This window comes from Azospirillum canadense (assembly GCF_025961225.1).
Lineage (GTDB): Bacteria > Pseudomonadota > Alphaproteobacteria > Azospirillales > Azospirillaceae > Azospirillum > Azospirillum canadense.
Map to the genome: position 1 here is coordinate 117800 of NZ_JAOQNG010000001.1, position 26178 is coordinate 143977.

Annotated in this window: 27 protein-coding genes; 8 read left to right on the forward strand and 19 right to left on the reverse strand. The window is 69.6% G+C overall.

Translation table 11 applies throughout. The features are described from left to right. Positions 1-127 precede the first annotated feature (127 nt). Complete coding sequence (locus M2351_RS00530; RefSeq protein WP_264654229.1) at positions 128-2890, reverse strand: cation-transporting P-type ATPase; 2763 nt, start codon at positions 2888-2890, stop codon at positions 128-130. A 385-nt stretch (positions 2891-3275) separates the two neighbouring features. On the opposite strand from M2351_RS00530, the gene rho reads away from it, so the two are divergent. After that, positions 3276-4532: a transcription termination factor Rho gene (gene rho / locus M2351_RS00535; RefSeq protein ID WP_264654230.1), complete on the forward strand. Its 1257-nt coding sequence runs from the start codon at positions 3276-3278 to the stop codon at positions 4530-4532. Between the two features lie 140 nt (positions 4533-4672). Here the strand turns inward: rho and secB are convergent, their stop codons facing one another. Both secB and M2351_RS00545 read right to left on the reverse strand, forming a co-directional pair. Then, positions 4673-5152, reverse strand: a complete 480-nt coding sequence (gene secB / locus M2351_RS00540; RefSeq protein WP_264654231.1) for a protein-export chaperone SecB — start codon at positions 5150-5152, stop codon at positions 4673-4675. A gap of 144 nt (positions 5153-5296) precedes the next feature. Continuing rightward, positions 5297-5866, reverse strand: a complete 570-nt coding sequence (locus tag M2351_RS00545; RefSeq protein ID WP_264654232.1) for an FxsA family protein — start codon at positions 5864-5866, stop codon at positions 5297-5299. Between the two features lie 239 nt (positions 5867-6105). Between M2351_RS00545 and M2351_RS00550 the strand changes: the two genes are divergently transcribed. Then, positions 6106-6810, forward strand: coding sequence for a Tim44/TimA family putative adaptor protein (locus M2351_RS00550; RefSeq protein ID WP_264654233.1), 705 nt, complete (start codon positions 6106-6108; stop codon positions 6808-6810). Between the two features lie 29 nt (positions 6811-6839). Next, positions 6840-8042 (forward strand): murein transglycosylase A, encoded by a 1203-nt coding sequence (gene mltA / locus M2351_RS00555; protein ID WP_264654234.1) that lies wholly within the window; start codon positions 6840-6842, stop codon positions 8040-8042. A gap of 202 nt (positions 8043-8244) precedes the next feature. On the opposite strand, the gene M2351_RS00560 is transcribed toward mltA, so the two are convergent. The 7 genes from M2351_RS00560 to hisB are packed head-to-tail and all read right to left on the reverse strand — an operon-like array spanning position 8245 to position 12360. Next, the gene (locus tag M2351_RS00560) at positions 8245-8613 is read right to left on the reverse strand and encodes a histidine triad nucleotide-binding protein (protein WP_264654235.1); all 369 of its coding nucleotides are present in this window, start codon (positions 8611-8613) and stop codon (positions 8245-8247) included. Positions 8614-8626: 13 nt separating this feature from the next. After that, positions 8627-8974: a phosphoribosyl-ATP diphosphatase gene (locus M2351_RS00565; RefSeq protein WP_264654236.1), complete on the reverse strand. Its 348-nt coding sequence runs from the start codon at positions 8972-8974 to the stop codon at positions 8627-8629. After that, the gene (hisF, locus tag M2351_RS00570) at positions 8967-9752 is read right to left on the reverse strand and encodes an imidazole glycerol phosphate synthase subunit HisF (RefSeq protein ID WP_264654237.1); all 786 of its coding nucleotides are present in this window, start codon (positions 9750-9752) and stop codon (positions 8967-8969) included. Before hisF ends, M2351_RS00565 begins: the two co-directional genes overlap by 8 nt. After that, a complete protein-coding gene (gene hisA / locus M2351_RS00575; RefSeq protein WP_264654238.1) occupies positions 9752-10501 on the reverse strand; it encodes a 1-(5-phosphoribosyl)-5-[(5-phosphoribosylamino)methylideneamino]imidazole-4-carboxamide isomerase in 750 nt (249 codons plus the stop codon). The genes hisF and hisA overlap by 1 nt, the downstream gene beginning before the upstream one ends. A 14-nt stretch (positions 10502-10515) precedes the next feature. Continuing rightward, positions 10516-11058 carry a GNAT family N-acetyltransferase gene (locus M2351_RS00580; protein WP_264654239.1) on the reverse strand — a complete coding sequence of 181 codons (543 nt, stop codon included), beginning with the start codon at positions 11056-11058 and terminating at the stop codon, positions 10516-10518. 3 nt (positions 11059-11061) lie between these two features. Continuing rightward, a complete protein-coding gene (hisH, locus tag M2351_RS00585; RefSeq protein ID WP_264654240.1) occupies positions 11062-11706 on the reverse strand; it encodes an imidazole glycerol phosphate synthase subunit HisH in 645 nt (214 codons plus the stop codon). A gap of 30 nt (positions 11707-11736) precedes the next feature. Continuing rightward, positions 11737-12360 (reverse strand): imidazoleglycerol-phosphate dehydratase HisB, encoded by a 624-nt coding sequence (gene hisB, locus M2351_RS00590; protein WP_209767982.1) that lies wholly within the window; start codon positions 12358-12360, stop codon positions 11737-11739. A gap of 147 nt (positions 12361-12507) precedes the next feature. On the opposite strand from hisB, the gene M2351_RS00595 reads away from it, so the two are divergent. The 3 genes from M2351_RS00595 to hslU are packed head-to-tail and all read left to right on the forward strand — an operon-like array spanning position 12508 to position 16038. Further along, positions 12508-14025 carry a serine protease gene (locus M2351_RS00595; RefSeq protein ID WP_264654241.1) on the forward strand — a complete coding sequence of 506 codons (1518 nt, stop codon included), beginning with the start codon at positions 12508-12510 and terminating at the stop codon, positions 14023-14025. A 60-nt stretch (positions 14026-14085) separates the two neighbouring features. Then, positions 14086-14634, forward strand: coding sequence for an ATP-dependent protease subunit HslV (gene hslV / locus M2351_RS00600; protein ID WP_264654242.1), 549 nt, complete (start codon positions 14086-14088; stop codon positions 14632-14634). A 51-nt stretch (positions 14635-14685) separates the two neighbouring features. Beyond that, complete coding sequence (hslU, locus tag M2351_RS00605; RefSeq protein WP_264654243.1) at positions 14686-16038, forward strand: ATP-dependent protease ATPase subunit HslU; 1353 nt, start codon at positions 14686-14688, stop codon at positions 16036-16038. Between the two features lie 270 nt (positions 16039-16308). On the opposite strand, the gene M2351_RS00610 is transcribed toward hslU, so the two are convergent. From M2351_RS00610 to znuC, 8 genes are all read right to left on the reverse strand, one after another. Further along, positions 16309-17847: a sensor histidine kinase gene (locus M2351_RS00610; RefSeq protein ID WP_264654244.1), complete on the reverse strand. Its 1539-nt coding sequence runs from the start codon at positions 17845-17847 to the stop codon at positions 16309-16311. A 165-nt stretch (positions 17848-18012) separates the two neighbouring features. Beyond that, entirely contained in the window at positions 18013-18414 is a 402-nt protein-coding gene (locus M2351_RS00615; RefSeq protein ID WP_264654245.1) for a helix-turn-helix domain-containing protein, read from the reverse strand. Positions 18415-18427: 13 nt separating this feature from the next. Beyond that, positions 18428-18991, reverse strand: coding sequence for a Smr/MutS family protein (locus M2351_RS00620; protein ID WP_264654246.1), 564 nt, complete (start codon positions 18989-18991; stop codon positions 18428-18430). Positions 18992-19106: 115 nt separating this feature from the next. Further along, entirely contained in the window at positions 19107-19781 is a 675-nt protein-coding gene (locus M2351_RS00625) for a LutC/YkgG family protein (protein ID WP_264654247.1), read from the reverse strand. 2 nt (positions 19782-19783) lie between these two features. Continuing rightward, positions 19784-21205 carry a LutB/LldF family L-lactate oxidation iron-sulfur protein gene (locus M2351_RS00630; protein WP_264654248.1) on the reverse strand — a complete coding sequence of 474 codons (1422 nt, stop codon included), beginning with the start codon at positions 21203-21205 and terminating at the stop codon, positions 19784-19786. A 4-nt stretch (positions 21206-21209) separates the two neighbouring features. After that, positions 21210-21980 (reverse strand): (Fe-S)-binding protein, encoded by a 771-nt coding sequence (locus M2351_RS00635; protein ID WP_264654249.1) that lies wholly within the window; start codon positions 21978-21980, stop codon positions 21210-21212. Positions 21981-22060: 80 nt separating this feature from the next. Beyond that, positions 22061-22846 (reverse strand): zinc ABC transporter permease subunit ZnuB, encoded by a 786-nt coding sequence (gene znuB / locus M2351_RS00640; RefSeq protein WP_264654250.1) that lies wholly within the window; start codon positions 22844-22846, stop codon positions 22061-22063. Then, positions 22839-23588, reverse strand: coding sequence for a zinc ABC transporter ATP-binding protein ZnuC (gene znuC, locus M2351_RS00645; RefSeq protein ID WP_319801859.1), 750 nt, complete (start codon positions 23586-23588; stop codon positions 22839-22841). Before znuC ends, znuB begins: the two co-directional genes overlap by 8 nt. 169 nt (positions 23589-23757) lie before the next feature. Between znuC and znuA the strand changes: the two genes are divergently transcribed. After that, the gene (gene znuA / locus M2351_RS00650; RefSeq protein WP_264654252.1) at positions 23758-24708 is read left to right on the forward strand and encodes a zinc ABC transporter substrate-binding protein ZnuA; all 951 of its coding nucleotides are present in this window, start codon (positions 23758-23760) and stop codon (positions 24706-24708) included. Between the two features lie 54 nt (positions 24709-24762). Beyond that, positions 24763-25560, forward strand: coding sequence for a 4-hydroxy-tetrahydrodipicolinate reductase (gene dapB / locus M2351_RS00655; RefSeq protein WP_264654253.1), 798 nt, complete (start codon positions 24763-24765; stop codon positions 25558-25560). Between the two features lie 105 nt (positions 25561-25665). Here the strand turns inward: dapB and M2351_RS00660 are convergent, their stop codons facing one another. After that, a complete protein-coding gene (locus M2351_RS00660; protein WP_264654254.1) occupies positions 25666-26178 on the reverse strand; it encodes a universal stress protein in 513 nt (170 codons plus the stop codon).

Sequence of the window (26178 nt, forward strand, 5' to 3'; positions counted from 1 at the left end):
CCCCTCCGGGGCTCGCCGCCGACCGCGAAGCGGGATGAGCGCCAAAGGCGATCATAGGCGGCGAGTGGTTGGGATGAGGGGGCGGCCGAAGGCCGGAAACGCCGCCTCATTGCAGCGCTTGGACGCCCTACAGGCGCCCCCTCACCCTCTCACCAGGGGGGAGAGGGGATTCGGAGCGCCGGAATCGCCGCGTCAGGGCCTTTTCCGCCTCAACCACCAGGAACACGGCCACGGCTGCCGCGGCCATCCAGGCCCAGTCGGCAGCACCCGCCGGCGCGGTGCCGAACAGCCGCTGCAGGGGCGGGGCGTAGGTGAAGGCCAGCTGCAGGGCTAGCATCAGCGCTATGGAAATCCACACCGGCCGGCTGCCGAACAGTCCCGCCCGGTTCAGCACCGACCCGGAAATCGACCGCGCGTTGAACAGGAAGGCGATCTCGCCCAGCACCAGCGCGTTCACCGCCATGGTGCTGGCGACCTCCGGCGGGTCGCCATGGCCCTCGTGGAGGCGGAAGAAGCCGAAGCTGGCGGCCACCAGCAGGGCCATCACCAGCACCATCCGCGCGATCAGGACGGGCGGCAGGATGGGCTCCGCCGGCGGGCGGGGTGGGCGGTCCATCACGCCGGGCTCCGGCGGTTCGAAGGCCAGCGCCAAGCCAAGCGTCACCGCGGTGACCATGTTGACCCACAGGATCTGCACCGGCGTGATCGGCAGCGTGTAGCCGCTCAGCACCGCCACCATGATCACCAGCGCCTGGGCGCCGTTGGTCGGCAGCAGGAACAGGATCGTCTTGCGCAGATTGTCGTAGATGGTGCGGCCTTCCTCCACCGCGCGGGCGATGGAGGCGAAGTTGTCGTCGGCCAGCACCATGGCGGCGGCCTCCTTCGCGGCCTCCGTCCCCTTGTGGCCCATGGCGATGCCGATGTCGGCGCGCTTCAGCGCGGGCGCGTCGTTGACCCCGTCGCCGGTCATGGCGACGGTCTGCCTGGCCGCCTGGAGCGCCTGGACAAGCCGCAGCTTGTGCTCCGGCGCCGTCCTGGCGAAGACGTCGCGGTCGCGGGCCACGGCGCCCAGGGCCTCGTCGTCGAGCCCGTCCAGCTCCGCCCCGGTCACCGCCGGGCCGGACAGGCCGAAGCGGCGCCCGATGGCCTGCGCGGTGCCGGCGTGGTCGCCGGTGATCATCTTCACCCGAATGCCCGCGGCCTGGCAGCGCCGGACGGCGGCGATGGCCTCCTCCCGCGGCGGGTCAATCAGCCCGCACAGGCCAAGCAGCGTCAGCCCACCATCCAGCTCCTCCACGGACAGGCCGCCGGTCACCGACGGATCGGTTTGAACCGCCAGCGCCAGCACCCGCTGCCCCTCGGCCGCCAGCGCATCCACCCGTGCCAGCCACGCCGCCGCGTCGAGCGCTTCCGGCCCGCCCGGTCCGAGAACGCGGTCGCACAGGGCGAGCAGCCGCTCCGGCGCGCCCTTGACGTACAGCACCCACCCGCCGGACGTACGGTGCAGGGTCGCCATGAACTTGTGCTCGGACTCGAAGGGGATGACGTCGACGCGCGGGTGTGCTGCGGCCTCCGCCGCCGGGTCGAGCCCCGCTTTGCGGGCGAGCGCCAGCAGGGCGCCGTCGGTCGGGTCGCCGGATACGGTCCAGTCGCCGGATTCGTCCCGGTGCAGGGCCGCGTCGTTGCACAGTAGGGCGGCGCGGGCGAGGTCCGCCAGGACCGGTTCCCCGAACGGCTCCACCGCCTCCGCTCCCCGCCGGAAATCCCCCTCCGGCCGGTAGCCGTCGCCGGTCACCGCGTAATCCGCCGCCGCGGTGACGACCGTCTGCACGGTCAGCTCGTTGCGGGTCAGCGTGCCGGTCTTGTCGGAGCAGATCACTCCGACCGAGCCCAGCGTCTCCACAGCCGGCAAACGGCGGATGATGGCGTTGCGTCGGGCCAAGCGGGTGACGCCGATGGCCAGCGCGATGGTCATCACCGCCGGCAGCCCCTCCGGAATCGCGGCGACGGCCAGCCCGACCGCGGCCATGACCATCTCCGCCCAGGGCTCGCCCCGCAGCAGCGTGCCGTACAGGAAGGTCAGCGCGGTCAGCACCAGGATGCCGGCGGTCAGCCAGCGGCCGAACACGGCCATCCGTGCGAGCAGCGGCGTGGTCAGCGTCTCCACGCCCGCCAGAAGCCGGCCAATGCGCCCCAGCTCCGTCGCGTCCCCGGTGGCCACTACCACGCCGACGGCCTGCCCCTGGGCCACCAGAGTGGCCGAATAGGCCATGCCGGTGCGCTCGGCCAGCGGGGTGGCGGGGTCCACCGCGTCGGTGTTCTTGGCGACGGGCACGGACTCCCCGGTCAGCGCCGCTTCCTGGACGCGCAGCCCCCTGGCGTGGATCAGCCGCAGGTCGGCCGGCACCCGGTCGCCGGAGCTGAGCGCCACCCGGTCGCCGGGGACCAGCTCGTCGGCCGGGACGGTGATCCGCCGGCCGCCGCGCAGCACGATGGCCTGCGGCGACAGCATGCCGCGGATCGCGTCCAGCGCCTGCTCGGCCTTGCCCTCCTGCACGGCGCCGATCAGCGCGTTGATCAGCACCACGCCGGCGATCACCGCGGCATCGACCAGTTCCCCCAGCGCCAGCGTCACCAGGCCGGAGGCGATCAGCACGTAGATCAGGATATTGTCGAACTGCGCGGCGAAACGCCGCAGGGCGGAACGCCGGGGCGGCGGGGTCAGCCGGTTCGGCCCGACACGCTCCAGCCGCGCCCGCGCCTCCGCCGCCGACAGGCCGCCCTCCGGGCTGCCCAGGGCGGCCAGCGTGTCGGCCGCGGGCTGCGCGTGCCAGGGCAGGGGGACGATGGAGGTGGGCTGGGGTGGCGCGGCCGGGGCGTGGCGGTCCATGATGGTCGCTCCCTCACTCCATCGGTGTCCGGATCCTTGCAACCGTGTACGTTGGAACCGGTGGGGCCGTACCTCAGGGGTTGCGGCAAAATGACCCGGCGGAATCCCCTTCCGGAACCGCCTATTCGTGATTCCTGCACGGTTTCGCTTTCGTTTGACTTGCAGACGGCGATCCGCTAACCATTTCAATCACCACGGGGCGGCAAGCCTCGCGGGTACCCACGCCCACATCCGCCGTTCCGTCCCTCCCCAACGAACTGGGCGCGACGACCGAAGGCCCTTTGCGCCGCCTTCAGCGCCGTCCGACGCCCAACCGACGCACCCTGCGCCGGCCCGGGACTCATGGCACTCCCCCGCATGACGACGATTCCCTAAGGCACCACCCATGCATCTCCAAGAGCTGAAGTGCAAGAGCCCCGCCGAACTTCTGGCGTTCGCGGAGGAGCTGCAGATCGAGAACGCCAGCACGCTCCGCAAGCAGGACATGATGTTCGCCATCCTGAAGCAGCTGGCGGAAAACGACGTTCCGATCTTCGGCGACGGCGTGCTTGAGGTTCTTCAGGACGGTTTCGGGTTCCTGCGCTCGCCCGAGGCCAACTATCTGCCCGGTCCCGACGACATCTACGTCAGCCCCAGTCAGGTGCGCCGCTTCAGCCTGCGCACCGGCGACACGGTGGAAGGACAGATCCGCTCGCCCAAGGACGGCGAACGCTACTTTGCCCTCCTCAAGGTCAACACCATCAACTTCGATGCGCCGGACAAGGTCCGCCACCGCATCAACTTCGACAACCTGACCCCGCTCTACCCGGAAGAGCGGTTGCGCATGGAAGTCGACGATCCGACCAAGAAGAACTACACCGGCCGCATCATCGACTTGGTGGCGCCGCTCGGCAAAGGGCAGCGTGGGCTGATCGTCGCCCCGCCGCGTACCGGCAAGACGGTGATGCTGCAGAACATCGCCCATTCCATCGCCACCAACCATCCCGAAGCCTACCTCATCGTGCTGCTGATCGACGAGCGGCCGGAAGAGGTGACCGACATGGCCCGGTCGGTGCGCGGCGAGGTCATCAGCTCCACCTTCGACGAGCCGGCGACCCGCCACGTCCAGGTCGCCGAGATGGTGATCGAGAAGGCCAAGCGCCTGGTCGAGCACAAGCGCGACGTCGTCATCCTGCTGGACAGCATCACGCGCCTGGCGCGCGCCTACAACACGGTGGTGCCGTCGTCGGGCAAGGTGCTGACCGGCGGCGTGGACGCCAACGCGCTGCAGCGGCCGAAGCGCTTCTTCGGCGCGGCCCGCAACATCGAGGAGGGCGGCTCGCTGACCATCATCGCGACCGCGCTGATCGACACCGGCAGCCGCATGGACGAGGTGATCTTCGAAGAGTTCAAGGGCACCGGCAACTCCGAGATCGTGCTGGACCGCAAGCTCTCCGACAAGCGCACCTTCCCGGCCATCGACATCTCCAAGTCTGGCACCCGCAAGGAGGAACTGCTGGTCGACAAGGGCACCATCTCGAAGATGTGGATCCTGCGCCGCATTCTGATGCCGATGGGCGTGACCGACGCCGTCGACTTCCTGGTCGACAAGCTGAAGCACACCAAGTCGAACTCGGAATTCTTCGAGAGCATGAACCAGTAGGGTCTGGTGTCCCGCTTGCGGGCGCTGACGGCGTCAGGCGGCCTTTGGCCGCCGAGAGCCCCGAGAGAGGGGTAGGACAGGACACAAAAAAGGCGGGAGGCCCGAAAGCCTCCCGCCTTTTTCTTTGGTCTTAGTGACCCTTACGCTTCGGCCGACGGCTGCGGGCCGGTCTGGCGGCGGTACAGGTCCACGAAGTCGATCGGGTTGATCATCAGCGGCGGGAAGCCGCCGTCCTGGGTGCAGGCGGCCACGATGGCGCGGGCGAACGGGAACAGCATGCGCGGGCCCTCGATCAGGAGAACGGCGCGGTGATGCTCCTGCGGCAGGCCCGGCAGCTGGAACAGGCCGCCGTAGGCGACCTCCACCAGGAAAGCGACGCCGTCGCCCTGCTTGGCCTCGCAGTGCAGCTTCAGGACGACCTCGTAGACGTCCTCGCCCATCGGCTGGGCCTGGACGTCCACGCCGATGTTGACCTGCGGCTGCGGCTGGCCGGGCAGAAGGCTCTGCGGCGCGTTGGGGTTCTCGAAGGACAGGTCCTTCACATACTGCGCGAGCACGTGCATCGGCAGCGAGCTGGCGGCTTCCTGCTGGTCTTGGCCGTTGGTCTGCTGATCGGACATCAAACAACTCCTGGCCGCGGGGCGGCGTGACGGTGGTCGGTGTTCAAGACCCGCTGGCTACCACGGATCCGCCGCACCGACAATGGAAAGCCGGGGGGAAAGCCGGGGGGAAAGAGCCGGTGCGGAGGGAAAGCTCCACCCGCATCACGGGCGGAACTTGGAGTCCGGCGGGGCCCAGCGCGACTCCCCGGCTCCGGACCCGATCCGCGGCTCGTCGCCGGCCTTCTCCTCCTCCGGCGTCACGTCGTGGTAGTCGGCGTCGATAACACCCGGCTGGGGCCGGTTGAAGGGATCCGGGCCGGGGCCGCCCGGACCGTTGGTCCAGCTGCGGCCCCCCATCTGGCCGTGCACACGGAAGGACGTGCTGCCCTTCATACGGTCGAACAGCCAGCGGCCCAGCGCGTTGCGCAACGGCCGCACGAACAGCAGAAGCCCGACGATGTCGGTCAGGAATCCTGGGATGATCAGCAGGATGCCGGCGGCCACGACGCAGAAGCCCTCGAACACCGCGCCCATCGGCACCTCGCCGCGTTCCGCGGCCTCCTGGGCGCGCTTCAGCACGGACAGCCCCTGCCAGCGAATCAGGACCGATCCCAGGATCGCGGACAGGATCACCAGCCCGACCGTGGGGCCGGAACCGATCCAGTCGCCGACCTCGATGAAGACGGCGATCTCCGCAATCGGCAGGAGAAGCAACAAAAGCAACGGATTCATGGTGTCCTTGCTCTTTCAACCTCAAGGGCCTATCTAGGCTTGGGTAAGCCGCAAGGCGTCGGGGGACGGAGGGCATGGCCGGTACGGATAGGCCGGTCCGGTGTACGGTCAGGGTACACTTAATGCGCACCCGACGGCGGATCCAGTAGGGGATCGCGGCCCTGACCAGCATTTGTACGCCGGCCCTCGGGCACACCGCCCCGGGGGCGCCGGCCTCCAGTCACCCGGAAGGATGGACGATGGGAGATGGGTTTGTGTTCGTCGAAATCCTGATCTTCGCGATGATCGCGGCGTTCCTCGTGTACCGCTTGCGCAGCGTGCTCGGCCGCCGCACCGGCGAGGAACGGCAACGGCCAAACCCCTTCACGTCCCGTCCGGATGCGCCCCGCGCCGGCGCGCCGGACAACGTCGTCCCGATGCCCGGCCGCGACCGCCCGGCCCAAGCCGCGTCCGCTCCCGTTTCGCCGGCCCAATCTCATGACGAGCCGGTGTCGCTGCACGCCGCGCTGGCGCAGATCGCCGCCGCTGACCCGTCCTTCGACGAGAAGCATTTCCTCCAGGGCGCCTGCGGTGCCTTCGAGATGATCGTGGAGGCCTTCGCCAAGGGGGACACCGCCACGCTGCGCCCGCTGCTGGCCGACGACGTCTACGACAACTTCGCCCGCGCCGTCCGCGAGCGCCAAGCCGCCGGGGAGACGCTGGAGACGCGCATCGAGCGCATCGCCGACGCCGACGTGGTGGAGGCCCGTATGGACGGCCGCACCGCGCTGGTCACCGTGAAGTTCGTGTCGGAGCAGATGAATGTCGTGCGCGACCGCAACGGTGCCGTGGTTGACGGCGACCCGAACGCCGTGGTCGAGGCGGTGGACGTCTGGACATTCGCCCGCAACACCCGCGCCAGCAACCCGAACTGGTCGCTGGTCGAGACGCGCACCACGCACTGATTACGACCCGCACTGATCACGACGTCTTGATGATCCCGACATTTCTGATCCGTTTCAGCGCCGCGGCAGCCCTTGCCGCGGCGTTTTTCGTGGCGTCCTGCGAGCGGAAGGAGGAGGCGAAGGCCCCGCTGCCGCCCGACAAGCTGGTCCTGAAGCCTGTGGCCTTCACCGACCTGCCGGGCTGGACCGCCGACCGCGTGGCCGACGCCGTGCCGGCCTTTCGCCGCTCCTGCGCCAAGCTGGCGGCGCTGCCGGCGGACCGGCCGGTCGGGCCTGACGGGGTGGGGGGCCGGGGTGGCGACTGGCAGGCCCCCTGCGCGGCGCTGGCGGCGCAAATCCCCGGCGACGACGGGGCAACCCGCGCCTTCTTCGAACAGTGGTTCACCCCCTACGCCGCGGCCAACAACGACACCCGGCGCGGCCTCTTCACCGGCTATTACGAGGTGGAACTGGCCGGCAGCCGGACGCCCGACCCAGCCTTTCCGGTTCCGCTCTACAAACGGCCGAGCGATCTCATCCTGGTGGACCTCGGCGACTTTGCCGACCGTTGGAAGGGGGAACGCACGGCCGGCCGGGTTATCGACGGGCGCCTGAAGCCCTTCGAGGACCGCGCCGCCATCGAGGCTGGGGCGCTGCGCAACAAGGGGCTGGAGCTGCTGTGGCTGCAGGACCCGATCGCCGCCTTCTTCCTGCACATCCAGGGATCCGGCCGCGTGCGCTTCCCCGACGGGACGGAGACGCGCGTCGGCTACGCCGCGCAGAACGGCCACAAGTACGTCGCCATCGGCAAGGAGTTGATCGACCGCGGCGAAATCCCGCGGGAGCAGGTGTCGCTCCAGTCCATCCGTGCCTGGCTGAAGGCCCACCCGGACAAGGCGCCCGACCTGATGAACAGCAATCCCTCCTACGTCTTCTTCCAGGAGCTGAAGGGGGAGGGGCCGAACGGCGCGCAGAACGTGGCGCTGACCCCTGGCCGCAGCCTGGCCGTGGACTCCAAGTTCCTGCCCTACGGCGTGCCGGTCTGGCTCGACGCCGAGGATCCGCTCGATCCACAGGCGCGGCTACGCCGCCTGCTGGTCGCCCAGGACACCGGCGGCGCCATCCGCGGCCCGGTCCGCGGCGACGTCTTCTGGGGCCACGGCGAGGAGGCGGAGAAGCGCGCCGGCGTGATGAAGAGCGCGGGGGAATACTACATCCTGCTGCCTAAGACGGTCGCCGCGCCGGGTTCGTAGAGGGTCTTTTTCGGCGAGCGAAGTGGTCGTGTTGGGCCCCCACCCTGACCCTCCCCAACTTCGCGGGGGAGGGGATTTCTCCTCCCCCCGTCGAAGATGGGGGGAGGTCGGGAGGGGGGCCCAGCGCAACCACGTCTCGCAAACAGCAAGGGCGCCGGGGTTTCCCCTCGGCGCCCTTCATGTTTCACGTGGATCACCCGGCTCAGGCCGGGTTCAGCATCCGGCCGAGGTGGCGTCCGGCGAAGACGTGGATGTGGAGGTGCGGGACCTCCTGGTTCGCGTCGGGGCCGCAGTTGGACAGGATGCGGTAGCCGGGCTCGGCGGCGCCGGCCTGGCGCGCGACCTCGCCGACGGCGCGGAACAGGCCGGCGATCTCCGCCTCGGTCGCGCGGGCGGTGAAGTCGTCCATGTCCACATAGGCCCCCTTGGGGATCACCAGGATGTGGGTCGGGGCCAGCGGGTTGATGTCGTGGAAGGCGAGCGCGTGCTCCGTCTCCATGACCTTCTTGCAGGGGATTTCGCCGCGCAGGATGCGGGCGAAGACGTTGTTGCTGTCGTAGGTTCGGGCCATCGGTCTCTCTCCCTTATGCCTTGCGCGCCTTTTTCTCGGCAATGCCGCTGGTGCCCTCGCGCTGGGCCAGCTTTTCCCATACCTCGGCCGGTTCCAGCCCGGCGTCGGCCCACAGCACCATCAGGTGGTAGAGCAGATCGGCGGATTCCGAGGCGAGCGCCGCCTTGTCGCCGCGCACCGCCTCCAGGATGGCCTCCACCGCCTCCTCGCCAACCTTTTGGGCGATCTTGGAGGTGCCGCGGCTGAACAGCTTGGCGGTGTAGGAGGTCTCCGGGTCGGCGCCCTTGCGCGCCTGGACGGTGGCGAACAGGCGGTCCAGAACCTCCGCGTTCACCGCCTTGGACTTCTTGTCGTCACCCATGGGCCACCTCAGGCGCGCGGGCGGGGCGCACCGGGATGCCGGCGTCGGCCAGCGCGGCCTTGGCTTGCCCGATGGTGTAGGTGCCGAAATGGAAGATGGAGGCCGCCAGCACCGCCGTGGCGTGGCCCTCGCGGATGCCCTCCACCAGATGGTCCAGCGTGCCGACGCCGCCCGAGGCGATGACGGGGATGCGCAGGCCGTCGGCCACCTTGCGGGTCAGCGCCAGGTCGAAGCCGCTCTTGGTGCCGTCGCGGTCCATGGAGGTCAGCAGGATCTCGCCGGCCCCGTAGGACTCCATGCGCTTGGCCCACTCCACGGCGTCGATGCCCGTGGCCTTGCGGCCGCCGTGGGTGAAGATCTCCCAGCGGCCGGGCTCCACCTGCTTGGCGTCGATGGCGACGACGATGCACTGGGCGCCGAACTTCTCCGCCGCCTCCTGCACGAACTCCGGCCGGTGGATGGCCGCGGTGTTGATCGACACCTTGTCGGCGCCGGCCAGCAGCAGCTTGCGGATGTCCTCCACCGCGCGGACACCGCCGCCGACGGTCAGCGGCATGAAGACCTGCTCCGCCGTGCGGCGCACGACGTCGTAGATGGTGTCGCGGTTCTCGTGGCTGGCGGTGATGTCCAGGAAGGTCAGCTCGTCCGCGCCTTCCCGGTCATAGACGCGGGCTTGCTCGACGGGATCGCCGGCGTCCACCAGATCGACGAAGTTGACCCCCTTCACCACCCGGCCGTCCTTGACGTCCAGGCAGGGGATGACGCGCATCTTCAGCATCAGTCGGCATCCCCGGAGACGGTGTTGGAGGACAGCAGCTCCAGCGCTTCCTTCGGCTCGATCCGGCCGTCGTACAGCGCGCGGCCGCAGATGACGCCCTGGATGCCCGTGTGCTCTTCCCGCTTCAGCGCGACCAGGTCGTCGATGGACGACACGCCGCCCGACGCGATCACCGGCGTGGTCAGGTGGAAGGCGAGGTCGGAGGTCGCCTCCACGTTCACGCCGCCCATGGCGCCGTCGCGGTTGATGTCGGTGTAGATGATGGCGGCCACGCCGCTGTCCTCGAACTTCAGCGCCAGATCCAGCGCCCGGATGGTCGAGGTCTCGGCCCAGCCGGCGACGGCCACGAAGCCCTCGCGCGCGTCGATGCCGACGGCGACCTTGCCCGGGAACTCCCGGCAGGCCTCCTTGACCAGCTCCGGCTCGCGCAGCGCCACGGTGCCCAGGATGACGCGGCTGATGCCCTTCTCCAGCCACATGCCGATGGTCTTCAGGTCGCGGATGCCGCCGCCCAGCTGCACCGGGATGTCGACGGCGCCGAGGATGCCCTCCACGGCCCCCCCGTTGACCGGCTTGCCCTCGAAGGCGCCGTTCAGGTCGACCAGGTGGAGCCACTCGAAGCCCTGGCTTTGGAACAGGCGGGCCTGCTCGGCCGGGTCCGTGTTGAAGACGGTCGCCTGGCTCATCTCACCACGCAGGAGCCGGACGCAGGCACCGTCTTTCAGGTCGATGGCGGGATAGATGATCATCGCGGTGTCTCGTCCTATGGCGTGTCGGGGGGCGTGTCGGGGGTGAGGTCCTTGGCGTAGAAGTGTCCGGCAAGCCGATGGCCGTCCACCAGCGCATAAAAGGGGTGGGTGCCCCAGCGCTTGAACCCAAGATCCTCGTAGAGCCGGATGGCGGCGTCCTGCGTCTCGCGCACGTCGAGGTTCAGGACCCGGAAACCGGCGGTGCGGGCCTCCGCCTCCACCGCCTGGGTCAGGCTGCGGGCGAGGCCGTGGCCGCGTGCCCAGGGGGCGACGAAGCTGGTGGTCAGGCTGGCGGCGTGGGCCTGCGCCTCGTTGTTGCGCGCCGGCTTCACCAACTGGGCGGAGCCGGCGATGACGCCGTCCAGCCGCGCCACGAACAGGATGCGCTCCGGCACGACCAGGACGCCCTTCCAGTAGCGCTCCATGATGTCGCGCGACGGCGGGGCGACCCAGCCGAAGCCGCCGCCGACCTTGATGGCGTCGTCCGCGGCGTCGCACAGGTCGTGCAGGTCGCCGGTCTTCAGCGCTTCGACGCGCTCGATGGCGATCTCCGCCATGGGTTACACCCGCCAGGTCAGGAAGTTGGCGACCAGAGCCAAGCCGGTCGCCTGGCTCTTTTCCGGGTGGAACTGGGTGCCCACCAAGTTGTCGCGCCCGATCACCGCGGCGAACGGCCCGCCATAATCGGCGGTGGCGATCACATCGTCCGGGTTCTCCACCGCAAAGCGGTAGGAGTGGACGAAATAGGCGTGCGCGCGGTCGGGCAGTCCGGCCAGGATCGGGTGCGGCCGGCGGATGTCCAACTCGTTCCAGCCCATGTGCGGAATTTTCAGGCTGGCGTCGGCCGGCTCCAGCTTGGCGACCTCACCCTTGATCCAGCCCAGCCCCTCGGTGACGCCATACTCGCGCCCGCGCTCGGCCATCAGCTGCATGCCGACGCAGATGCCGAGGAAGGGGCGGGCCTTGACGTGCACCACCTCCTCCAGCGCGTCGAGCATGCCCGGCACCTCGGACAGGCCGCGCTTGCAGTCGGCGAAGGCGCCGACGCCCGGCAGCACGACGCGGTCGGCCTTGCGCACCGCGTCGGCGTCGGAGGTCACCAGAACCTGGACACTTGCGTGGGACTCCGCCGCCGCACGCTCCAGCGCCTTGGCGGCGGAACGCAGGTTGCCGGAGCCGTAATCGATCAGCGCAACGGTTTCCATGGAACGAAAGCTTTCAGCAAAGAACCGGCTTCAGAGGGACCCGCCGAGAGTCCCCTTGGTGGAGGGCACGGCGTCGCGCTTGCGCGGGTCGATTTCAATCGCGGCGCGCACCGCGCGGGCAAGCGCCTTGTAGCAGCTTTCCACGATGTGGTGGTTGTTTTCGCCGTAGAGGTTTTCAACGTGAAGAGTCACGCCGGCGGCCATGGCGAAGGCCTGGAACCACTCGCGGAACAGCTCCGTGTCCATGTCGCCGATCTTGTCGCGGCTGAAATTCACCTTCCAGATCAGGTAGGGCCGGTTGGAGAAGTCCAACGCGACGCGCGTCAGCGTCTCGTCCATGGGGATGTAGGAATGGCCATAGCGCTGGATGCCCTTGCGGTCGCCCAGAGCCTTGGCGACGGCCTGGCCGATGGCGATGCCGCTGTCCTCGGTCGTGTGGTGCGCGTCGATGTGCAGGTCGCCTTCGGCCAGGACCGTCAGGTCCATCAGGCTGTGGCGCGACAGCTGCTCCAGCATGTGGTCGAGAAAGCCGACCCCCGTCTTCACGTCGTAGACGCCGGTGCCGTCTAGGTTCACGGCAACCCGGATGCGGGTCTCGGTGGTGTTCCGCTCGATCGAGGCGCGGCGGCCGCCATTGGCAGGGCTCTGGTCCATGGAGTCGGTATTTAGCAGGAAGCGCGCCCCCACGCCAGCGGCGCACGGCCGGTATTCGCGGGGAAAGGGCGTGGGATCGGCGCCGACGTTGCCGACCGTGCGTGTGCCGGCTATCATCATGCACACGTAGGACGAGCATAACCGAATATGCCATTGTTCCGACATCGCTTTTTAACGCTGGCCGTGGCACTTCTGCTGGCCGCCTGCGCCACGGGCGGCGACCGGCCGCAACCGCCCGGCGCCCCACCGGTGGCGCGCGGCTCGACGGAGCCGGTCCGCTTCGACGATCTCTCCCTCGGCTCCATGCGCCGGGGCACACGGATCGGGAGCTACGTCTGGAGCGTGGAGTGCTGGCCGCCCTACGAGGACGTCTATTGGACGAGCGCGCGGAGCCTGCACGAGAACTCCACCTTCACGGAGCGCTTCGCGGAGGTGCTGGGCGACGCCGGCTTCGACGTGGCCGGGCGCGTCGCCGGCGACCACGAGCGCGGCCTGGACCGCAACCGCGCCCGCTACGTCGTCCAGGGTGACCTGCGCGGCATCGACCTGGAGCTGTGCCGCCGCCGCAACTGGCTGACGCTGGGTGACAAGGGCGTGTCCGGCACCGGCAGCGTCCGGGTTGACTGGTTGGTCTACGAGGTGGCGACCGGGCGGCTCGTCCACCGCGTCGCGACCAGCGGCGTGGCCCGGAACGGCACCGGGGTGCCGCAGGGCGACGTCCTGCTGATCGAGGAGGCCTTCAGCACCGCCGCGGAAGCGCTGGGCGCCGACCCTGGCTTCCGCGCCGCCGTGTCGCGGGGGAGTGGGCTTGTGTCAACCGGCCCCGCGGCGCCGTCACGAGTGTCAAGTCGACCGCTTGCGTCAACAATCCCCCTTGTGTCAATTGACGAACCGTCAAGTCCGGGTTTCGTCAACCCGGGCGGAGCGTCAAGCGGTGGGCCGCACCTGGCGCCGCTCACACCACAGCCCGCGGCGCTGGCCGTGCGCGGTCCCGCCCCGGCGGACGGCTACGCCGACGACCCAGCGGCTCCCGTTTCCGCCGCCCTGGTGCGGGTGGGGGAGGGGAGGGGCGTCGTGATCGGGGAGTTGGACGGCCAAGCGGTGATCCTAGCGACGCTGGCCGGGCTCGACACGATGGTTGCCGTTCACCCCGCGCCGGGCGTGGCCCTCAATGGTGTGGTCGTGGCGCGCGACGCGGCGAGTGGGACTTCGCTGGTCCGGGTGCCGGCCCGCCTGACCGCCGCTCCCCTGCGCGGCGGCGAGGCCGCGGTCAGCGAGCCCGTAACGGTGCTGGCGAAGACCGGGGACGTCGCCTCCTCCGGCATGGTGGCTTCCCTCCGCCCCGACCCGCGCAGCGGTCTGGACCTGATCCAGGTGGAACTTGACGATATGGACCGCGAACCGGCCCCCGGCGCGCTACTGGTGGACGAAGCGGGGAACCTGCTCGGTTTCGGCCACGGACCGGCGGTCCCCGGCGGTGCGCACGGCTTGTCCGCCTTCCTGCCCATAGGGCCGATGTTGACACGACTGGGCGTGGAGTTGACACAAGCCCCCGCGGGAGCGCCGACACGCGCGTCCGCTGCCCGTCTTCGGGCACCTCTTCGGGCCCGTCTTCGAGCCCAGGGGGACAGGAGTCTTGACGGGGACCGGCCTCCCCCCACATAGACCCGTGACCCAATGTGCCTTTACCGGGCACGGTCACCTTACCTTTCGAACACGGTCCCAATGACATCGCACGATCCCATCCAGTGGCACGGCACCACCATCCTGTCGGTCCGCAAGAACGGCCAGGTGGTGATCGCCGGCGACGGTCAGGTGTCCGTCGGCCAGACGGTCATGAAATCGAACGCCCGCAAGGTGCGCTGGCTCGCCGGCGGCACCGTGATGGCGGGCTTCGCCGGCGCCACCGCGGACGCGTTGACCCTGTTCGAGCGTCTGGAAGCGAAGCTGGAGCAGCATCCCGGCCAGCTGACCCGCGCCTGCGTGGAGATGGCCAAGGACTGGCGCACCGACCGATACCTGCGGCGGTTGGAGGCCATGATGGCCGTTGCCGACCGCCACGTCAGCCTGATCCTGACCGGCAACGGCGACGTGCTGGAACCGGAGGACGGGCTGATCGGCATCGGCTCGGGCGGTGCCTTCGCCCTGTCGGCGGCGCGCGCGCTGATCGACGTCGAGGGTTTGGACGCGGAGGCCGTGGCCCGCAAGGCGATGAAGATCGCCGCCGGCATCTGCGTCTACACCAACGAGAACGTCACCCTCGAAAAGATCTGATCGCGTCCCATTCCGATGACCACCTCCCACCCCCAGCCCGGGTCCGCCGCCATGACCGCCGCTTCCTCCACCGGCTCCGCCGCGTCCAGCACCGCCGCCTTCAGCCCGCGCGAGATCGTGTCGGAGCTTGACCGCTACATCGTCGGCCAGCACGAGGCCAAGCGCGCGGTTGCCATCGCGCTGCGCAACCGCTGGCGCCGCCAGCAGCTGCCGGAGGGCCTGCGCGAGGAGGTCCTGCCGAAGAACATCCTGATGATCGGCCCGACCGGCGTCGGCAAGACCGAGATCGCCCGCCGTCTGGCGAAGCTGGCCCAGGCGCCCTTCCTGAAGGTCGAGGCGACCAAGTTCACCGAAGTCGGCTATGTCGGCCGCGACGTGGAGCAGATCGTCCGCGACTTGGTCGAGGGTGCCATTGGCATGACCAAGGAGCGCCTGCGCAAGGAGGTCGCCGCCAAGGCCGAGCTGCGCGCCGAGGAGCGGGTGGTGGACGCGCTGTGCGGCGAGAACGCCAGCCCCGAGACGCGCCAGAAGTTCCGCAAGATGCTGCGCGAGGGCACGCTGAACGACCGCGAGATCGAGGTGCAGGTCGCCGACAGCGGCGCCGGCAGCCTGCCGACCTTCGACATCCCCGGCATGCCCGGCGCCCAGATGGGCATGCTCAACCTGAACGACATCTTCGGCAAGGCCTTCGCCGGCCGCACCAAGCCCCGCCGCATGACCGTCCAGGAAAGCTACAACGTGCTGATGGCCGAGGAGTCGGACAAGCTCCTCGACCAGGAAAAGGTCGTTTCGGAAGCGATCCAGTCTGTGGAGCAGAACGGCATCGTCTTCCTGGACGAGATCGACAAGATCTCCGCCCGCTCCGACTACAAGGGCGGTGCCGACGTCAGCCGCGAGGGTGTGCAGCGCGACCTGCTGCCGCTGATCGAGGGCACGACCGTCAGCACCAAGCATGGCGCGGTCAAGACCGACCACATCCTGTTCATCGCGTCGGGCGCCTTCCACCTTGCCAAGCCGTCGGACCTCCTGCCGGAGCTGCAGGGCCGCCTGCCGATCCGCGTGGAGCTGAAGGCCCTGTCCCAGGACGACTTCAAGCGCATCCTGACCGAACCGGAAGCGAGCCTGATCAAGCAGTATAAGGCCCTGTTGAAGACGGAGGAGGTCGACCTCGTCTTCACCGACGACGCCATCGACGAGCTGGCACGCTTGGCCGCCGACATCAACGCCACGGTGGAGAACATCGGCGCCCGCCGCCTGCACACCGTGCTGGAACGCCTGCTGGAGGAGATCAGTTTCACCGCCAGCGACAAGGCCGGCACCACCGTTACGGTCGACGCGGCCTACGTCCGCGACCAGGTGGGCGGTCTGGCAAAGAACGCCGACCTGTCGAAGTTCATTCTGTAAGGGCTGTCGCGCCGGGCCCCTCTCCCGACCTCCCCCCACTTCGCTCTCGCGCAAGCGAAGCTTGCGCTGACGCGTCAGGCGGACCCTTTGGGTCCGCCGAGAGCGGGGGGAGGGGCTTTGGTCGCGGAGTGGCGGAGTCCCCTCCCTCGCCTCTCGCGCATGCGAAGCGTGCGCTGACAGCGTCAGGCGAACGCCTTTGGCGTTCCCTGAGAGCCGAAGGTGGGGGAGGGTTAGGGTGGGGCCCAACTCCCGGCGCTTTCCTGAAACCCCTCACCAATCGGCCAAAAACCGGTCCTTCGGCAGGTGGATGATCACGCGGGTGCCGCCGCCGTCGCGGGCGCGGATTTCCAGGCGGCCGCCGTGCTGCTCCACCAGGGACTTGGCGATGGACAGGCCGAGCCCGATGCCTTCGAAGCGGCGGGCGAGCGTCGATTCGCCCTGGACGAAGGGTTGGAACACCGTTTCCAGCCGGTCCTCGGGGATGCCGACGCCGGTATCGAACACCTCCGCCACCAAGGCGCCCTCGGCGTCCACGCGCGCCGACACGCCGATGCGGCCACCCTCCGGCGTGAACTTGATGGCGTTGGACAGCAGGTGCAGAAGCACCTGCTTCAGCGCACGCGGGTCGGCCAGCAGAGGCGGCAACTCCACCCCGATGTCGGCCTCGACGCGCAGCTTGCCGCGCTCCGCCCGCTTGGCGACCAAGCGCAGGCAGGTGACCACCACGTCGCGGAAGTCGCACAGCGCGTCCTCCAGGTCGACGCGCCCGGCCTCGATGGTGGCCATCTCCAGGATGTCGTTGATGTTGGCCAGCAGAAGCTCGCCCGACCGTTTGATCTCGGCCGCATAATTCATGTACATCGGGTTTTCCAGCGCCCCCAGCATCTGCTGATGGATGACATCGGCGAAGCCCAGGATGCCGTTCAGCGGCGTGCGCAGCTCGTGGCTCATGTTGGCGAGGAAGGCGGTCTTGGCGCGGTTGGCCAGCTCCGCCGCCTCCTTCGCCTCGATCAGCGCCCGTTCGGCCGCCTTGCTCTCACCGAGGTCGCGCAGCATGGCGACGAAGACGTGGAAGCCCGGCAGGTCGATCTCCGACAGCGAGAGCCAGGCCGGGAAGTCGGTGCCGTCGCGCCGTCGCGCCACGATCTCGCGCCCGATGCCGATGACGTGCTTCTCGCCCGTTTCCCGGTAGCGACGCATGTAGGCGCCGTGCCGCTCCGCCTCGTCCGGGGGCATCAGGGACACAATGTGCCGCCCGGCCAGCTCGTCCTGGCGGTAGCCGAGCAGCCGCTCCGCCGCCTTGTTGCTGGCCATGACGACGCCGTGCGCGTTCACCGTCAGAATGGCCTCGACCGCCTGCTCCACGATGGCCCGGTTGCGCGCCTCGCTGCGCTGCAACTGCTCCTCCGCCGCCCGGGCGGAGGTCACGTCCTCGATCACCGCGCTGAGCGCCAGGAGCCGCCCGTCCGGGCCGCGCAGCGCCAAGGGGCGCATCGACGCGCGCATCACCGTTCCGTCGGCGCGCAGGAACCGCTTCTCGAAGGCGGCCAGCCGCGCCTCGCCCCGCACCACCCGGTCGAAGCGCTCGCGCTCCCAAACCCAGTCGTCGGGGTGGGTGATGGCGGACAGGGGCTGGCCGGTCAGCGCGTCCGGGCTGTAGCCCAGGTTGGCGGCGAAGGCGGCGTTGGCGGCCAGGATCGCCCCGTCGAGCCCGGCGACCACGATGCCGACCGACGCGTTGTTGAAGATCATTCGGAACAGGGCGTCCGTGCCGCCATCCTGCGGCATCCAGCCGGCCGCGGCGGTCATCGGACGATCCTGTCGGGACGGGCGGGGACAATACGCACCATGGGCGGGATTCATAGGCCCTAACGCCCGCGAAATCGACCCGAAAGGGCGGTGTGGGCAGTTCCCGGGTTGCGACCTATTATCCCACAAAGCGTCTCGGGGTATGGGCCGCCATGACAGCTGTCGTCACCGGCGCCGTACGCCCGCCCGGCGCCGGGCCACGGACACGCCACCGGCCGCCTCGTCGAGCACGCCGAGCAGCCGGTCGAGCGTCGGGTCGTCCAGTTCCTGGATGCGCTCGGCCAAGCGGTTGGCCAGTTCGGTCGCCTTGGGGCTGAGCCCGGCGGTGTCAACCGTCACGCGCGGGTGCGACAGGGCGGCCAGCCGCTCCAGATCCTCGGCCTCGTCCCAGATGATCCCGAAATAGGCGCAGATCTGGCGGACCAGCTGCGGGGAAGGCTGGCCGCGCTTGCCGTGCTCCAGCGCCGACAGGTAGGCCGACGAGATGTGCAGGTCCGCCGCCATCTGCTTGAGCGTGACGTCCTTGCCCTCGCGCAGGGCGCGGACCCGTTCGCCGAAGGGGGTCATGGCGGCCCTTGTCCTACCGGTGGTCGCGGCGGCGCTTGATCAGCACGTACAGCGCGCCGTCCCCGCCGTGGCGCGCCTGGGCCGGACGTACGGCCAGCACCATGGGGCGCAGGGGAGAGTCGGCCAGCCAGCGCGGCACCGACTGGCGCAGAACGCCCGCACCGCCGCTGTACGTGCCCTTGCCGGTGATCACCAGCACGCAGCGCCGCCCCTCGTGCCAGGCGCGGTGGACGAAGCCCGACAAGGCGCCGTGCGCCTGCACCTGGGTCATGCCGTGCAGGTCGATGCGGCCGTCGATCTCCATCTCGCCGCGCTTGAAGCGGTCGGCGGTGCGGCGGTCGATGTTGTCGGTGTTGCCGACCGTCAGCGGCGGCTGGCTGGGGCGCCGGCCCATCGGCGCGCCGCCCTTCGGCGGAACGGTGGGGGGAGGGGAGGCAGTGGTGGCGACCGGCTCCGGCTCCATGGCCGGGGCCGGTGGCGGGTCCTCGACGGTGCGGCCGGGCATCGGGTCCGCGTCGCGCATGGCGATCCGCCACAGGCGCCGCTCCTCGGTGGTGACCGAGCGGCGGCGGGTCATCTCAAGGGCCTCGGCGCAAGTGGCGCGCTGGCCGGGAGGCGGAGCGGATCGGACACGGGTTGACGCAAGTTCCGGCACGGAGTTTTAGGGATAAACCCTTGAACAAGCGGCCCTGTCAATCCTCCACCAACAGAATGTGCAGCCGCCGCGGCCCATGGGCGCCCAGCTCGATGCGCATCTCGATGTCGCCGGTTCGTGACGGACCCGTAATGAAATTGACCGTGCGCGGCATGGTGCCCGCCACTCCCAGACCGCGCAGCCGGTCCCAGGCGTCCTCCATGGTGCCGACGACTTGGCTGCGCGTCAGCACCACGATGTGCGTGTCGGGCAGGAAGTTCAGCGTGGTCGGTCGTTCCGCCCCCGAAAGGAGCATGAGGGAACCGGTCTCCGCCACGCCGGCGAAGGCGCCGGTCACCGACGCGCCGTCGCTGTCGCGGGCGCGCCCTTTCGAGACCGTAAGGGTCGGCCGCTCGTTCCAGGGGATGGCGTCGAGCGCCGCGTCCGGGGCGACGCGGATTTCGGCCGGCAGGTTCAGGCCGGCCAGATACTCGGCCACGGCGCGCGGCACGTCGCCCAGGGCCGGCAGCCGCTCCACCGTCGCCGCGACCTCCGTCGCCATGGCGACGAAGAGGTCGACCTGCTGGTCTTGTGGCAGCTGGGCGCGGGCCGGGACGAGGTTGCGCGGGTGGACGGCGAGGCGTTTGCGCGCCTCGTCCGATCCTTCCGCGGAGCCCAGCGCCTTGCGGATGCCCCCGAGGATCTGGGCGCGGGCGGAGGAGGTGTCGGCCATGGTCAGCGCTTTCCCTTCTTCTCGGCCCACATCTGCTGGAAGGTCTTGCCCTCCGGCGCCGGCATGTCGCGGTACTGCGTCCAGCCCTGGGCCAGCGGCAGTTTCGCGAAGCGCCCCTTGCCGCGGCCGAGCGCGCCCAGCGCCCGCACGGCCATGCGCGTCGCCGCGTGGTACAGCGCCGGGCGCCGCGCGAACCAGGCCCACAGGCCCAGGCCCTTGCGCATGGCCGCGGGCTGGAGGCCCTGTTCGAACTCCTTCTCCCGCCAGTGGCGCATCATCTTCGGCAACGGGATACGCATGGGGCAGACCGCCTCGCACCGCCCGCAGAAGGTGGAGGCGTTGGGCAGGTGTCCGGCCTCCTTCACGCCCAGCAGGGCCGGCTGCATCACCGACCCGATCGGCCCCGGATAGACCCAGCCGTAGGCGTGGCCGCCGACCGCGCCGTAGACCGGGCAGTGGTTCATGCAGGCGCCGCAGCGGATGCAGCGCAGCACCTCCTGGAACTCCGTCCCCAGCAGCGCCGACCGCCCGTTGTCGAGCAGCACGACGTGGAACTCCTCCGGCCCGTCCAGGTCGCCGGGGCGCCGCGGCCCGGTGGAGAAGGTGGTGTAGGCCGACGCCTCCTGCCCCGTGGCGGAGCGCGCGAGCAGGCGCAGCACCAGGGCGGCGTCCTCCAGCGTCGGCACGATCTTCTCGATGCTGGCGATGACGACGTGGACGCGCGGCAGGATTTGCGTCAAGTCGCCGTTGCCCTCGTTGGTGACGATGACGGTGGACCCCGTCTCCGCGATCATCAGGTTGGCGCCGGTGATGCCGACGTCGGCCTGCTGGAACTTGCGGCGCAGCACCGTCCGCGCCTCGGCGATCAGCACCTTGGGGTCGTCCAGCACGCGGTCGGGGGGCAGGTCGGTGTGGGCCTGCCGGAAGGTGCCCTCCACGTCCTTCTTCGACAGGTGGAAGGCCGGCGCGATGATGTGGCTGGGCGGCTCGTGCCGCAGCTGGATAATGTATTCGCCGAGATCGGTCTCGATCGGCGTCAGGCCGTTGGCCTCCAGGTAGTCGTTGATCCCGATTTCCTCGGAGACCATCGACTTGCCCTTGGTGACCGTCTTGGCGTTCGCCGCGCGGCAGATGCCCAGGATAGCGTCCCGCGCCTCCTGGTCGGTGCGGCACCAATGGACGTGGCCGCCCTGCCCGGTCACCTTGGCCTCAAAGGCCTCCAGGTAGGTGTCCAGGTTCGCCAGGACGTGGTTCTTCAGGTCGCGGCCCTGATCGCGCAGGGCCTCGAACTCCGGCAGGCGATCGGCGGCCTGTTTGCGGCGGTTGACGAAACCAGCCGGCGCGATGGCCAGGACCTTTTGCAGACGCTCGTCGCTCAGCGCCTTGCGGGCGTTCTCGGGAAAAGCGTGGGTGGTCGGCTGCATGGTTTCACGCCTTCTCGCCGATGGGAGGGGTGTCGGTGACGCCGGCCAGCACCTCCGCCACGTGGCGCACGCGGATGGCGGAGCCCTCGCGCTTCAGCTTGCCGGCCATGTTCAGCAGGCAGCCCATGTCGCCGGCCAGAAGCGTATCCGCCTGGGTTCCCTGGATGTCGGCGGTCTTGGCCTCGACCATGCGGTTGGAGACGTCCGGGTACTTGACGCAAAAGGTCCCGCCGAAGCCGCAGCAGACCTCCGCCCCCGGCAACTCGTTGAGCGTCAGCCCTTCCACGGAGGCCAGCAGGCGGCGCGGCTGCTCCTTGACGCCCAGCTCGCGCAAGCCCGAACAGCTGTCGTGGTAGGTGACGGTGCCGTCGTAGCGCGCGCCGGTGTCCGTCATCCCCAGCACGTCGGCCAGGAAGGAGACCAGCTCGTAGGTCCGCGCCGACAGGCGCTGCGCCCGCGCCGCCCAGGCCGGGTCGTCGGCCAGCAGCTCCGGATAGTGCTTCTTGATCTGCCCGCCGCAGGAACCGGAGGGCACGACCACATAGTCGAATCCCTCGAAGGCCGCGATGGTGTTGCGGGCAAGCTCCTGCGCCGTCCTGCGGTCGCCGGAATTGAAGGCCGGCTGCCCGCAGCAGGTCTGCGCCGACGGCACCTCCACCGTGCAGCCGGCATCCTCCAGCAGCTTGACCGCGGCGAAGCCGACGGTCGGGCGGAACAAATCGACAAGGCAGGTGACGAACAGTCCGACTCGGGGTGCGGGGTGCTTCTCGGCCATGATGTCCCGTTCTTCTTGGGTGCTGATCCCCTCGACCGAGGACTGTAGGTGGTCGTACCGGGGATGGCAACGGGGTGGGCTCAGGACCGCACCGGCACCACCGCACTCGCCAGGAACAGGGCTGCCGCAGCGACCACGACGCTCGGGCCGCCGGGCAGGTCCCAGGTGAGGGAGGCGTACAGGCCGCCCAGCACCGCGGCCATGCCGAACACCGAGGCCAGCCCCGCCATCATCTCCGGCGTGCGGGAAAACCGACGCGCGGCGGCGGCGGGGATGATCAGCAGGGACGTGATCAGCAGGATGCCGACAATCTTCATCGCCGCCGCGATCACCAGCGCGATCAGCAGCATGAAGGCCAGACGCAGCGCCTCCACCGGCATGCCCTCGACCCGCGCCAGATCCTCGTCCACCGTCACGGCCAGCAGGCGGCGCCACAGCAGCACCAGCCCGCCCAGCGCGACGGCCCCACCGCCGTAGATCCAGGCGAGATCGGCCGGCGTGACCGACAGGATGTCGCCGAACAGGTAGGAGATCAGGTCGACCCGCAGAGTCTCCAGAAAGGCGATGGCGACCAGCCCCAAGGACAAGGAGGAATGCGACAGGATGCCCAGCACGGTGTCCGACGCCAGCGCCCGGTGCCGCTGCAGGCCGACCAGCGCCAGGGCCAGCGCGACGCAGACCCCGACCACCCCGACCAGCGGGTTGACGCCCAAGAGGAAGCCGAGCGCCACGCCCAGCAGGGCGGAATGGGCCAGCGTGTCGCCGAAATAGGCCATCCGCCGCCACACCACGAAGGATCCCAGCGGCCCAGCCATCAACGCGATGCCGCAGCCGGCGGCCAGCGCCCGCAGGACGAAATCATCCATGGCAGCAATCCCCGTCGTGGCCCTGCACCACGGTGCCATTGGCAGCGTGCGCATGGTCGTGGTGGTGGACATAGACCGCGAGGTCGTCGGCGTGACCGCCGAACAGGCTGCGGTATTCGGGGTGGCGGCGCACGTCCTCCGGCGTGCCGTGGCAGCAGACGTGCCGGTTCAGGCACAGCACCCGGTCGGTGCGCGCCATCACCGTGTGCAGGTCGTGGCTGACCAGCAGGACGCCGCAGCCGTGCGTCCGGCGGAGAGTCTCGATGCGGCCGAACAGCTCCGCCTGACCGTGCACGTCCACCGCCTGGTCGGGCTCGTCCAGCACCAGCAGGTCCGGGTCGCCCAGCAGGGCGCGGGCCAGCAGCACGCGCTGAAGCTCCCCGCCCGACACGTTCTGCACCGGACTTCCCGCCAGATGGGCAACGCCGGCCTCGGCCAGCGCCGCCTCCACCCGGTCGGCGGTCACCGGCCGCCACAGCGCCAGAAAGCGGCGGACCGTCAAGGGCAGGGTTGCGTCAACTGTCAAGCGCTGCGGCATGTAGCCGATGCGCAGCCCCGGCCGCTTGCCCACCGTTCCCGACGCGGTGCGGACGAGGCCCAGCACGGCGCGCACCAGCGTCGTCTTGCCGGCGCCGTTCGGGCCGATCAGCGTAACGATCTCCCCCGGCCGTACCTGGAGGTCGACGCGGTCGAGGATGACGCGGCCGCCCAGCCGCACCGTCAACTCTCTTGCGTCAATCAAAGGTGCGTCAACAAGGGGGGCGGGTGTGTCAACCGGCTGGGTTGCCGACGGAGCGGCCGTGCCATGAAGCTTCATTGACATGTTATGTTATAACGTGACATTGATCCGGACGATCAACCCTATGCGCCCGAAACGGCCGACTGTCCAGCCAGACATGAGGAACTCACCCATGCGCCTCGCGCTGCCCGCCGCTTTTGTTGCCCTGCTCGCCGCAACTCCGGCGCTGGCCGACGTGCCAAAGGTCGTCGCCTCGATCAAACCAGTGCACGCCCTGGTCGCGGCGATCATGCAGGGGGTGGGGGAGCCGTCGCTGATCGTGCGCGGCGCGGCCTCCCCCCACACCTACGCGCTGAGGCCGTCGGACGCCCACGCGCTGGCCGAGGCCGACCTGGTCTTCTGGATCGGGCCGGAACTGGAGGGCTTCCTCGCCAAGCCGCTGGAAGCCACCGCCACCAAGGCCACGGCCGTGGAGCTGATGGAGGCGCCGGGCGTCACGCTGCTCGACGCCCGCGAGGGCGGCGCCTGGGATCCGCACGACCACGGCGCCGGAAACGATCATGGACATGACCATGCGCATGGGCACGGCCATGATGAGGGGCATGAGGAGGTCAACACCCACGTTTGGCTCGACCCCGACAACGCCCGCGCCATGGTGGTCGCCATCGCCGACGCGTTGGAGGCCAAGGATGCTGCACACGCCGACGCCTACCGGGCCAACGCCGAGCGCACCGCCCGCGGTCTCGCCGCGCTGGACGCGGAACTGAAGGCCACGCTCGCTCCGGTCCAGGACAAGCCCTTTATCGTCTTCCACGACGCCTACCAGTATTTCGAGGCGCATTACGGCCTGAACGGAGTCGGCGCCATCACCGTCAACCCGGAACGCCGCCCCTCGGCCAAGCGCCTGTCCGACATCCGCGCCAAGATCACGTCGCTGGGCGCGGTCTGCGTCTTTGCGGAGCCGCAGTTCGAACCGGCCCTGGTCGACACCATCGTGCAGGGGACGAAGGCCAGGAAGGGCGTGCTCGATCCCGAAGGCGCCGGCCTCTCCGACGGGCCGGACCTTTACCCCACGCTGCTGCGCAACATCGCAGCCTCGCTCAAGGGCTGTCTCGCCTCTTAAGCCGGGCGCCCGGCTGTGCTAGACCCTGGTGGTGCTTTTTCGAGGGAGGCAGGCATGAAGATCGGGGTCGTCGGGTGCGCGGGGCGCATGGGGCAGATGCTGGTGCGCGAGATCGCCGCGACGCCCGGCTGCACGCTGGCCGGCGGGACGGAGCGGGTCGGCGGCCCGGCGCTCGGCAAGGACATCGGCACGCTGGCCGGGATCGACCCGCTGGGCGTCGTCGCCATCGACGACGCGGCGGCCCTGTTCGCGGAGGCCGACGCGGTGATCGACTTCACCAGCCCGGACGCCACCGTGCGCCACGCGGCGCTGGCCGCCCAGTCGCAGACCGTGCTGGTCGTCGGCACCACGGGCATCGGCCCGGCCCAGCAGGAGGCGATTGCCCAGGCCGCCACCCACACGCCCATCGTCCAGTCGCCGAACATGTCGCTGGGCGTCAACCTGTTGCTGGCGCTGGTGGAGCAGGTCGGCCGCGCGCTGGGCGACGACTTTGACGTCGACATCCTGGAGATGCACCACCGCCACAAGGTGGACGCGCCGTCGGGCACGGCGCTCGGCCTCGGCCGCGCCGTGGCGGCGGGTCGCGGGGTGGATTTGGAGGATGTCTGGCAGAAGGTCCGCGACGGCCACCCCGGTGCGCGCCCGCGCGGCGAGATCGGCTTCGCCACGCTGCGCGGCGGCGACGTCATCGGCGACCACACGGTGGTCTTCGCCGGTGACGGCGAGCGGGTCGAGCTGACCCACAAGGCGTCGGGGCGCCAGATCTACGCCAAGGGGGCCGTCCGCGCCGCCCGCTGGGCCAACGACAAGACCCCGGGCCTCTACAGCATGAAGAACGTGCTGGGGATGTAACGCGGGCGGAGGGAAGATTCACCACCAAGACACCAAGACACCAAGAGGCCACGATATGCAGGGCGCGAGGACTCTTGGTGCCTTGGTGTCTTGGTGGTGAAAAACTTACGTGATCGCGTCCAGCGCGTCGTCGCTCAAGCCCCCGGGGACGATGGTCAGCGGGATGCGCAGGCGGGTCAGGCCGCGGCCGGTGAAGTAGGCGATCAGCGGCCCCGGCCCCTCCGGGTCGGTGCCGGCGGCCAGCACGAGGATGGAGATGCTCGGCTCCTCCTCGATCAGGGCCAGCACCTCGTCTCGGGGATTGCCCTCGCGCACGTAGAGGGCGGGCAGGGTGCCGGTCAGCCGGTTCACGTCGCGGGCGAGCTTCTGGAGCTTCTGCTCCGCCTCGCTGCGCTGCTCCTCCTTCATCAGGTTTTCCACCGCCAGCCAGCTCTGCATCTCGGCGGGTTCCAGCACGGTGACCAGCGCCACCTTGCCGCCGGACTTGCGCGCGCGCAGGCAGGCGTAGCGCAGCGCGACGGGCAGTTCGGGGCTGTCGTCCACGACGACGAGGAAGATGCGCACCGGCGGCTTCGGGGCCGATTCCTCCGGGTTGGTGGATGCGGTCGGTTCGTTCAT

Coding starts and splice junctions, on each gene's coding strand:
- M2351_RS00530 (WP_264654229.1), bottom strand. CDS start 2,890: ATGGACCGCCACGCCCCGGCCGCGCCACCCCAGCCCACCTCCATCGTC.
- rho (WP_264654230.1), top strand. CDS start 3,276: ATGCATCTCCAAGAGCTGAAGTGCAAGAGCCCCGCCGAACTTCTGGCG.
- secB (WP_264654231.1), bottom strand. CDS start 5,152: ATGTCCGATCAGCAGACCAACGGCCAAGACCAGCAGGAAGCCGCCAGC.
- M2351_RS00545 (WP_264654232.1), bottom strand. CDS start 5,866: ATGAATCCGTTGCTTTTGTTGCTTCTCCTGCCGATTGCGGAGATCGCC.
- M2351_RS00550 (WP_264654233.1), top strand. CDS start 6,106: ATGGGAGATGGGTTTGTGTTCGTCGAAATCCTGATCTTCGCGATGATC.
- mltA (WP_264654234.1), top strand. CDS start 6,840: ATGATCCCGACATTTCTGATCCGTTTCAGCGCCGCGGCAGCCCTTGCC.
- M2351_RS00560 (WP_264654235.1), bottom strand. CDS start 8,613: ATGGCCCGAACCTACGACAGCAACAACGTCTTCGCCCGCATCCTGCGC.
- M2351_RS00565 (WP_264654236.1), bottom strand. CDS start 8,974: ATGGGTGACGACAAGAAGTCCAAGGCGGTGAACGCGGAGGTTCTGGAC.
- hisF (WP_264654237.1), bottom strand. CDS start 9,752: ATGCTGAAGATGCGCGTCATCCCCTGCCTGGACGTCAAGGACGGCCGG.
- hisA (WP_264654238.1), bottom strand. CDS start 10,501: ATGATCATCTATCCCGCCATCGACCTGAAAGACGGTGCCTGCGTCCGG.
- M2351_RS00580 (WP_264654239.1), bottom strand. CDS start 11,058: ATGGCGGAGATCGCCATCGAGCGCGTCGAAGCGCTGAAGACCGGCGAC.
- hisH (WP_264654240.1), bottom strand. CDS start 11,706: ATGGAAACCGTTGCGCTGATCGATTACGGCTCCGGCAACCTGCGTTCC.
- hisB (WP_209767982.1), bottom strand. CDS start 12,360: ATGGACCAGAGCCCTGCCAATGGCGGCCGCCGCGCCTCGATCGAGCGG.
- M2351_RS00595 (WP_264654241.1), top strand. CDS start 12,508: ATGCCATTGTTCCGACATCGCTTTTTAACGCTGGCCGTGGCACTTCTG.
- hslV (WP_264654242.1), top strand. CDS start 14,086: ATGACATCGCACGATCCCATCCAGTGGCACGGCACCACCATCCTGTCG.
- hslU (WP_264654243.1), top strand. CDS start 14,686: ATGACCGCCGCTTCCTCCACCGGCTCCGCCGCGTCCAGCACCGCCGCC.
- M2351_RS00610 (WP_264654244.1), bottom strand. CDS start 17,847: ATGACCGCCGCGGCCGGCTGGATGCCGCAGGATGGCGGCACGGACGCC.
- M2351_RS00615 (WP_264654245.1), bottom strand. CDS start 18,414: ATGACCCCCTTCGGCGAACGGGTCCGCGCCCTGCGCGAGGGCAAGGAC.
- M2351_RS00620 (WP_264654246.1), bottom strand. CDS start 18,991: ATGACCCGCCGCCGCTCGGTCACCACCGAGGAGCGGCGCCTGTGGCGG.
- M2351_RS00625 (WP_264654247.1), bottom strand. CDS start 19,781: ATGGCCGACACCTCCTCCGCCCGCGCCCAGATCCTCGGGGGCATCCGC.
- M2351_RS00630 (WP_264654248.1), bottom strand. CDS start 21,205: ATGCAGCCGACCACCCACGCTTTTCCCGAGAACGCCCGCAAGGCGCTG.
- M2351_RS00635 (WP_264654249.1), bottom strand. CDS start 21,980: ATGGCCGAGAAGCACCCCGCACCCCGAGTCGGACTGTTCGTCACCTGC.
- znuB (WP_264654250.1), bottom strand. CDS start 22,846: ATGGATGATTTCGTCCTGCGGGCGCTGGCCGCCGGCTGCGGCATCGCG.
- znuA (WP_264654252.1), top strand. CDS start 23,758: ATGCGCCTCGCGCTGCCCGCCGCTTTTGTTGCCCTGCTCGCCGCAACT.
- dapB (WP_264654253.1), top strand. CDS start 24,763: ATGAAGATCGGGGTCGTCGGGTGCGCGGGGCGCATGGGGCAGATGCTG.
- M2351_RS00660 (WP_264654254.1), bottom strand. CDS start 26,178: ATGAACGAACCGACCGCATCCACCAACCCGGAGGAATCGGCCCCGAAG.